This is a genomic window from Vibrio sp. Vb1554, assembly GCF_033344235.1.
Genome location: NZ_JAWPOJ010000017.1, coordinates 102,557 through 110,495 on the forward strand (window position 1 = coordinate 102,557; position 7,939 = coordinate 110,495).

Here is a 7,939-nt window from a genome sequence, read left to right on the forward strand (position 1 = left end):
ATGTCAGTGGTTTGTAAGAGTTAAGTCTGTTTTTTATCATCGAAAGACATTGTTACATTTCAAACCGATACATCACACCTATAGCTTGATACACATCAAGCGACACTTTTAAATCGCCATTTCATCCAAGGCACGAAATACCATTTCATCCATGTGACCATCGAAGATTTGACGACAAACTTTCCGACGCACCGCTAACCCCGCAATCAAGCGCTCGATGGTAAGATGCTTAACATCGTTCTGGGTGTTAAACAGCTCGACGGTTTTACTTAATGTCTCATAAGGAATCGGCTCATCCCCTACCCTTAGCCAATCGAGCTTCTCTATGTAATCTGAGCACTCTTCTTTGATTGAGGCATAGGAGTGCCCTGTCATCGCAGACAAAGCCGTTATACTGCGTTCTAGAGCCTCTGGTGAGGTATATTTAGATAGAGTAATGGTGATCTCATCAGCATTGATCTCTACCAAATGTTTTCTTTGCTTCACGCGTCGCCCTAAATTTCCTCTTGGAGACGGTGCTTTGCGTTGAATGGGCTCAAATTCGCCGTCTATGATGCCTGAGAGCTCCTCAAGCTGTTGTCGGGTTACCATCTCATTACGAAGTGGATTTGGCAGCGTAGGCGCCATGTTACGCTTTCCTGCGTTGGTCGTTCGCGCTCGCGAGTAACGTAAGACCTCTTCGACATCACATTTGATGTCGATCTGGTAGTCCATCACTTTGTCATTTTCGATCATGGTTTCGATCGTCAGGTGATAACCCCACAAATTAACGACGAATAGATCATCATTCCCTTTTCCATCAGACAAACGCTTTAGTTCTCGGATCAGATCCATGGAGAAACGTCGCCATTCAATGTTACGTGCAAGTTTCTGGTTTAACTCACTCAGTAGCATGCAATCCGTGTGACGACGAACCATGCGACTACGGAAGAAAGAGTACAGTTGAAACACCAAAGTATGTTGTTTCAAGATCTCTGGCGGAAACAAGAAGAAATAATCGCGTGTTAACAGCTCTTCATAAAACGAAGGTTCCCAAACTAAAATATATAAGTTTGGCTTGATACGAATTTCACCATCGCTTCCCTCCACAGGTGCCTCTTCAGAGGCCGTGATGGTTCGAGCAAGAAAACGAAAACGATCACTTTTGAAGCCCTCTGGCATGTTTTCACTTAGCCAACGTCCAGTAAGTTCATGGAGCTGAAAATCAGTGAATTCAATGCGATCAATGCTATCGCGAATGGAATCACGAGCTGGGCCACTGTCTTTTTTGCCTCTGAGCGACAAAATATCAGTGATGTATAGCGGCGTTTTGTTTGGTACGTGAGCCGCATCAAGCTGATACTGATCTTTGTGATGATCATGATATTGAACCGTTAACGTGAAGAGAGCGAACAGGGTCATGAGATCATCCACAGTCATGATATTTTTGGATGATCGCGTCTCGATAACGGCTTTTGTGCCAGAGATCGACACCATGGATTTCTGATAACTTTTTCGAGTTCTTGGTGGCGCAAGTGCTTGGTCAATGATCCCAGCCCAATTTGTTGGAGATACAACAAATTGATCGGCTTCATCTTTCATCGTGGGAGGTGTGTTTAACCCGTGCTCATTCAACAAACGTTTGTTTACTTGAGTCTGAGCCAATGCTTTCGAACGTTTTTGTTTCTCGTTCTGGCGAACTTTGTCGGTAACAAGACTTGTTGCTCCCAATACAGATATAAGCTGATTTGGATTCACAAATTTATGTAGCATCGTTTTACCAGCAAGTCCCTCTTCAAAACGCACTGGTGTTTGAGTAAATAAACCAATATTTACTGCTGCGCGCAAACGTTGTTGCAGAGCTGCACGTGTAAGTTGCCCATCTGTTGCTTCAACAATCTCTGTGGTTGAAACCAAACCATCCTTGCTGCTGAAGCCTCGTAATGAGATCAGATTAAGCAACTCTAAGATGCTTTTGGTCACCCCTTTGAAATGTTGGTACTGCTCTACCCAATCCGCAGAGGATTCATGTACCTCAAAAAGATGGCCATCTTTGTGGCTTCTCGGTGCTTTAATCAGAATTTTTTCATCAGCCGTCATTTTAGATCCAGATCACACTAGCCGTAGTTGTGCTATGGTTCCGAAGAATAAAGAAAAACAGATCATAAATAAAGAAAAAAGATTGTTTTTTAAATAACTGATCTTTTTGATTAATCTGATCTTAATTGATTATATGATCTAATGATCTGGCTTGAAATTTCTCGCTAAGCTTTTGTTCTATAAGACTATTATTTCCATGTGTTTCGGAACTATGATCATAAGAAATCTGAAAGTATGATCAACAATAACCTGAAAGCATGATCATATTTATTCGTAAGCATGATCATTAAGGTTATGAAAAGATGATCAAAAGAGTCTTGAAACGATGATCATGATGTTTTTACAGGTTATCCACAGATGCAGTATTTAATAATGATCTTCACGATGATTATATTGTGCATTGGTGATGTTATTTATACTCGGATCGATGATCAAGAGCCAATATATCTATCGTTCTGGCGCCCATATTGATGAGATATCACTCATCTGATTAAAATACATTCAAGTTGCTCATATTTAGAAGTAAATCCTAGTCTCTGCTTATTTACAGGAAGCATGATCATGAGAGCGTGATTTATCATAGCAACTTGAGCAATTTCATTGTTCCGGCTTCTATAACGTCAATTTCTGCTCAATCCCCCATTCTGTCTGCACTCAACCGTAAATCAGAGAAGAAAACTCATGCTTCCGAGAGATTCTAAGGCTTGATCATATTTCCGATTAATGGATCTTATTTTATTTGCGTGTTTACACCGTACTCTGCTCTATTTTTCCATGATCATGCTTTCGGATTTGCTTATTAACACGGAAGCATGATCATAAGCATGCCTTGATCATACTTCCATAGATGTTTCGCTGGAACTGCCCTATTTTGCTCGGAGACATGATCAAGGTGTTCAGGTCTTTATTGTTCCGATATTACTTACTATTTATCGTTTAAATTAGGTTGGTCTAACATAACCCGTAATTTAGCTTAAGATTATAATCGTTCCGGTAGAAAATTGATTTACATTGTAAATGAGTGACGCTGTAACACTTTTTATTTTTAAGTTTAGGTGTCCACTTATGAGAAGATTATTTGATTAAAAATAGTTATCTTTTTGACCATAAATCATAAAAGCGTCGATTTGGGTGTTTTTTTATGTGATGGTAATTCAAAATGTTCGTGCACCTTTTTGTTGTTTTTGGTCTTTACTGCTGTACAATTGCAATTATAAATCCTTCCAACGGAATTTGGCATGAAAAGAGAAAAAACGATTGAAAACCTTCTTGAGTTAGCGGAGCTGACTCAGCAGGTTCAAGCTGACCGTATTGAAATTGTTTTAGAAGAGCGAAGCGATAACTACTTCCCACCAATGTCGAAAGCGATGATGGAAACCCGTTCTGGTCTAACTCGCCGCAAGCTCGACGACGCGATTGGTAAAATGGAAGCCGCTGGGCATCAATTTACTAAAAACAACGCGAATCATTATTCAATTACGTTAGAAGAAGCACACATGCTCATGGATGCGGCTGAAGTGCCTAAATTTCATGAGCGTAAAAAGAATTCAGGTAACAAACCTTGGATTATTAATGTGCAGAACCAAAAGGGCGGTACAGGTAAATCAATGACCGCGGTTCATTTAGCGGCATGTTTAGCGCTAAATTTGGATAAACGATACCGTATTTGTTTAATCGACTTAGACCCACAAGGCTCGCTACGTTTATTCCTCAACCCGCAAATCAGCATGGCAGAGCATGATAATATCTATTCTGCGGTAGACATTATGTTGGGTAACGTGCCTGATGGTGTGGAAATTGACAGTGAATTTTTACGTAAAAACGTATTGCTGCCAACGCAATATCCGAACTTAAAGTCGATTTCAGCGTTTCCAGAAGACGCGATGTTTAATGCGGAAGCATGGCAAACGCTATCTGAAGACCCATCACTCGATATCGTCCGTCTGCTGAAAGAGCAACTGATTGATAAAATTGCTGATGACTTCGATATCATTATGATTGATACCGGTCCACACGTTGACCCATTAGTATGGAATGCTATGTATGCATCAAATGCCTTGCTAATTCCTTGTGCGGCTAAGCGTCTGGACTGGGCTTCAACAGTAAACTTCTTCCAGCATTTGCCTACGGTATATGAAATGTTCCCGGAGGACTGGAATGGTCTTGAGTTTGTTCGCTTGATGCCAACCATGTTTGAGGACGACAATAAGAAGCAAGTTTCTGTTTTAACTGAAATGAACTATCTTCTAGGTGACCAAGTTATGATGGCTACTATTCCTCGTAGCCGTGCGTTTGAAACCTGTGCCGATACCTACAGCACAGTATTTGATCTGACAGTAAGCGATTTTGAAGGCGGTAAGAAGACACTAGCTACCGCGCAAGACGCTGTTCATAAAAGCGCACTGGAATTAGAGCGTGTGCTGCACTCTAATTGGCCGTCATTGAATCAGGGGTAATAAGTAAATGGCTTTGAAAACGTCTGAATTAAACGCGAAATTATTTGGCAAAACGAATAAGCGTCGTGTTGTGACTCCGCAAGAGGCGCAAACTGCGGCAAAAGAGAAAGCTCAAACGATTGAACTAGCAGTTGCAGGTGAAAATATTGTTCAGTTTGAACTTGTGCGTATTCCTGCAAATAAAGTTGCGACAGAAACAACAGTATTTGTTGATAACGCTCGTGAGCAATCGTTCTTAAACGAACATGCTTTATCTGATGTTTTAGTCACACTCAAAGAGCGTGGCCAACAATATCCAGCAGTGGGTCGTAGAACTGAAGATGGCAAGATTGAAGTTTTAGATGGTAGCCGTCGTCGCATGTCTTGTATCCTCGCTGAACAAGACTTTTTGGTTTATGTTGCTGACAACATTAATACTGACCATGCTAAGTTTTTGTCTGATGTGGCAAATGCTCACAAGCCGCTCTCTTTATATGAAAAAGGGAAAGAGATGCAGGCTAAGCTTGATAGTGGTGAAGCTGAGGATCAGAAAGCATTGGCAAAAATGTTCCAGTGCAGTGAAGCGTTGGTAAGTGGCGCTTTAAAAGCCGCAGCATTACCGTTAGAACTGCTTCAAGCGTATCCGAATGTTGGCGATCTCGGTCGCCCAACAATCGTGAAACTGCACAAACAGTTTTCAACGCTAACGCCAGAGCAGCAGCAAGAGCTGTTAGATAAATGTCGCTCTAGCGAAGGGTTTTTATGGCAGCGAAGCACTGCTCAAGGCGTTGCTCGTCTGACAAAAGAAGTCACGGAAAGCATCGAAAATTGGATTACTGAACTTGCACCAGCAAAACCTGGTAAGAAGACGGAAAAAGTCGACTTAGTTAAAGGTCGAGCAAGCTATAGCCGAAAAGGTAGCAGCCTGGCGTTGAACTTGAAGAAAGTTGACGACAGCTTAATGGAAGAGATTCTTGCGTTTGTACAAACCAAACTGCAATAACAAATGATGATTGAATCAACCGCCTCCGGGCGGTTTTTTTATATCTGAGAAGCGTCAAATTAAAGATGTGATACCATTGCGTCAGTTCAACGTTGGATAGACAAAATGCAGACACAATCTGATTTCCTTTCATCACTTCAACATCAAGCTCACCAATCTTTCCAAAGGATTGGTGTTGTCATTCAAGGCGAGGCTTCTTGGCAAAATGCGTTGATGTCAGAGTTCCATAAAACGCAGCGCCATCAACGTTGGTTTTCTGTTGGTGATTTTGGTTTGAAAAACGTATCCAGTGTTTCGTCTAAACAAGGGCACATGTTGCTAGGCAGAGAGTGTGACGTTCTATTGTTTGATGCTCGAAATGGCTTTGACGCCAATAGTTTTACCGCCGCGCTTGGCTCATTGGTTGGCGGCGGTTTTCTTATTGTCATTACTGAGCTGCGACAAAATGCGAATTTTGCTCAGCAATGGATGCACAAACAATGGGAGAAGCTCGTTGTTATTGAGCAAGACAAACCATTGCCAACGGCTCCAGACATCAAGCAAGCAGAAAAAGAAAGCCACTACACGGAACAAGAACATGCCATTTCTCTAATTGAAAAGGTGGTGACAGGACATCGAAAGCGACCATTAATTTTGACCGCTGATCGTGGACGTGGAAAAACAAGTGCCCTCGGAATTGCGTGTGCGAACTTATTACAGCAGAAGCCGCTTAGAATCTTAATTACGGCACCATCTATAAAAGCCGTTGAGCCTGTTTACCAACATGCTTTACGTTTACTCCCTAGCGCACAGCGTATTAAGAAGGACAGATTAGAATCAGGGCAGGGAGCCATTCAATTTATTGCTCCAGATGAACTATTATTGAGTCGACCTGAATGTGATTTGTTACTTGTCGATGAAGCGGCTGCAATTCCAGTTCCTATGCTCAAAAGCATTACCGAACATTATCATCGACTCGTTTTTTCTACGACTATTCACGGTTATGAAGGTTGTGGCCGGGGCTTTACGATTAAATTTGTTGATTGGCTTCAAAAACAGCGTTCGGGAATGAAAACATGGCACATGACACAGCCCATCCGCTGGAGCATGAATGATGCGCTTGAATCATGGCTCTATGACGCGTTTTTGTTGGATGCGGAGTTAACGCACCATCAACTTAAACAGGTCGACTCAATTTCCCTTTCTAAAGCCGATAAGAAAAATTTGATATCGCAGCCTAGTTTGCTGCGTGAGTGCTTCGCTCTTTTGGTGAATGCTCATTATCAGACCTCGCCGAATGATTTGATTCACCTTTTGCAAGACGACAACAGTCAGCTCTATTTTGCTAAGCAAGATAATGCGGTTGTGGGGGTAATATTAGCGGTCGAAGAGGGTGGGCTTGACGCTGAATTGGTTGAAGAAATTCAGCTTGGTAAGCGTCGTCCTAAAGGACACTTAGCCCCAGTTACGATTGCAAACCACCTAGGATTTCCGAATGTCGCGAATCTATCGACGCTGCGAGTCATGAGAATTGCTGTTCATCCGGAATTGCAAGGAAGAGGCATCGGTCAAAAAATGCTGCAGCAACTTGATCAAATGGCGGCTAAACACATTGCTTACTTATCCACGAGTTTCGGTGCGACGGAAGAGTTGGTCCATTTCTGGCGACAATCGAACTTCCGTACAATTCGCTTAGGGTCAATGCGCGATGCTGCTAGCGGTTGTTATTCAGTCTTGATGGTCAAACCTTGTGATTCCCAACAGACGGCTTGGGTCGATGAATCTCAGGCGCTATTTGAAGAAATGTTGTCTAACAATGTGGCTGACGTCTATCCAAAATTAGAAGCCTCTATTTTTCGAGCTCTATTACCGCAACCTTTGGGAATGAGTCCACTTCATCCCGCTAAGTTATTACTAATTGAATGCTATGCTGATGGTGGTAACAGTTATGAGTCCGTGTCTGCTTGGCTTCAGCAGTGGTTACTTAACTTAGGTTTGAACTCCGCTTCCGACTTGATGATCAGTAAGCTTTTTCTTAACCGTAGTTGGACTGAATGTGCTCAGCAATTTGGTTTACCTGGAAGAAGGCAAGTTGAGCAGCAGTTAAGGGACGAAGTAAGACACATTTGGAACGATTTACACTGTAAACACTAAAGGGAAATTTACACTGTAAATGAAATTATTAGGAGCTGATTTTACACTGTAAATCCAGCTCCTTTTTATTTCGGCGTGTATTTTGATTGAGCTTTAGGTTAAATCGAAATGCTCTCTTAATATCTGTTTAACCGTTATTGATGGATTACTTTCTTTAGTGACGTGAGCCCTATAATAAGAAATGCGAGGTTTGTTCAGAAAACGGATTTGGGTAGACTGAAAGTGTTGATGGGAAGCAAAGTGGTAAGGGTATGTGGAAGCTGTGTCTTGAGTTATCTGAAGATAAGAC

The 7,939-nt window shown here is 42.0% G+C and carries 4 protein-coding genes; 3 read left to right on the forward strand and 1 reads right to left on the reverse strand.

From position 1 onward, the window contains the following. Nucleotides 1–108: 108 nt before the first annotated feature. Nucleotides 109–2,079 carry a replication initiator protein RctB domain-containing protein gene (locus R8N28_RS15235; RefSeq protein ID WP_017635223.1) on the reverse strand — a complete coding sequence of 657 codons (1,971 nt, stop codon included), beginning with the start codon at nucleotides 2,077–2,079 and terminating at the stop codon, nucleotides 109–111. Nucleotides 2,080–3,317: 1,238 nt separating this feature from the next. Between R8N28_RS15235 and R8N28_RS15240 the strand changes: the two genes are divergently transcribed. From R8N28_RS15240 to R8N28_RS15250, 3 genes are all read left to right on the forward strand, one after another. Beyond that, nucleotides 3,318–4,535 (forward strand): AAA family ATPase, encoded by a 1,218-nt coding sequence (locus tag R8N28_RS15240; protein ID WP_005374503.1) that lies wholly within the window; start codon nucleotides 3,318–3,320, stop codon nucleotides 4,533–4,535. A 7-nt stretch (nucleotides 4,536–4,542) separates the two neighbouring features. Then, complete coding sequence (locus R8N28_RS15245) at nucleotides 4,543–5,517, forward strand: ParB/RepB/Spo0J family partition protein (protein ID WP_005374504.1); 975 nt, start codon at nucleotides 4,543–4,545, stop codon at nucleotides 5,515–5,517. Nucleotides 5,518–5,622: 105 nt separating this feature from the next. Then, the gene (locus R8N28_RS15250) at nucleotides 5,623–7,650 is read left to right on the forward strand and encodes a tRNA(Met) cytidine acetyltransferase TmcA (RefSeq protein ID WP_213907521.1); all 2,028 of its coding nucleotides are present in this window, start codon (nucleotides 5,623–5,625) and stop codon (nucleotides 7,648–7,650) included. Nucleotides 7,651–7,939 lie beyond the last annotated feature (289 nt).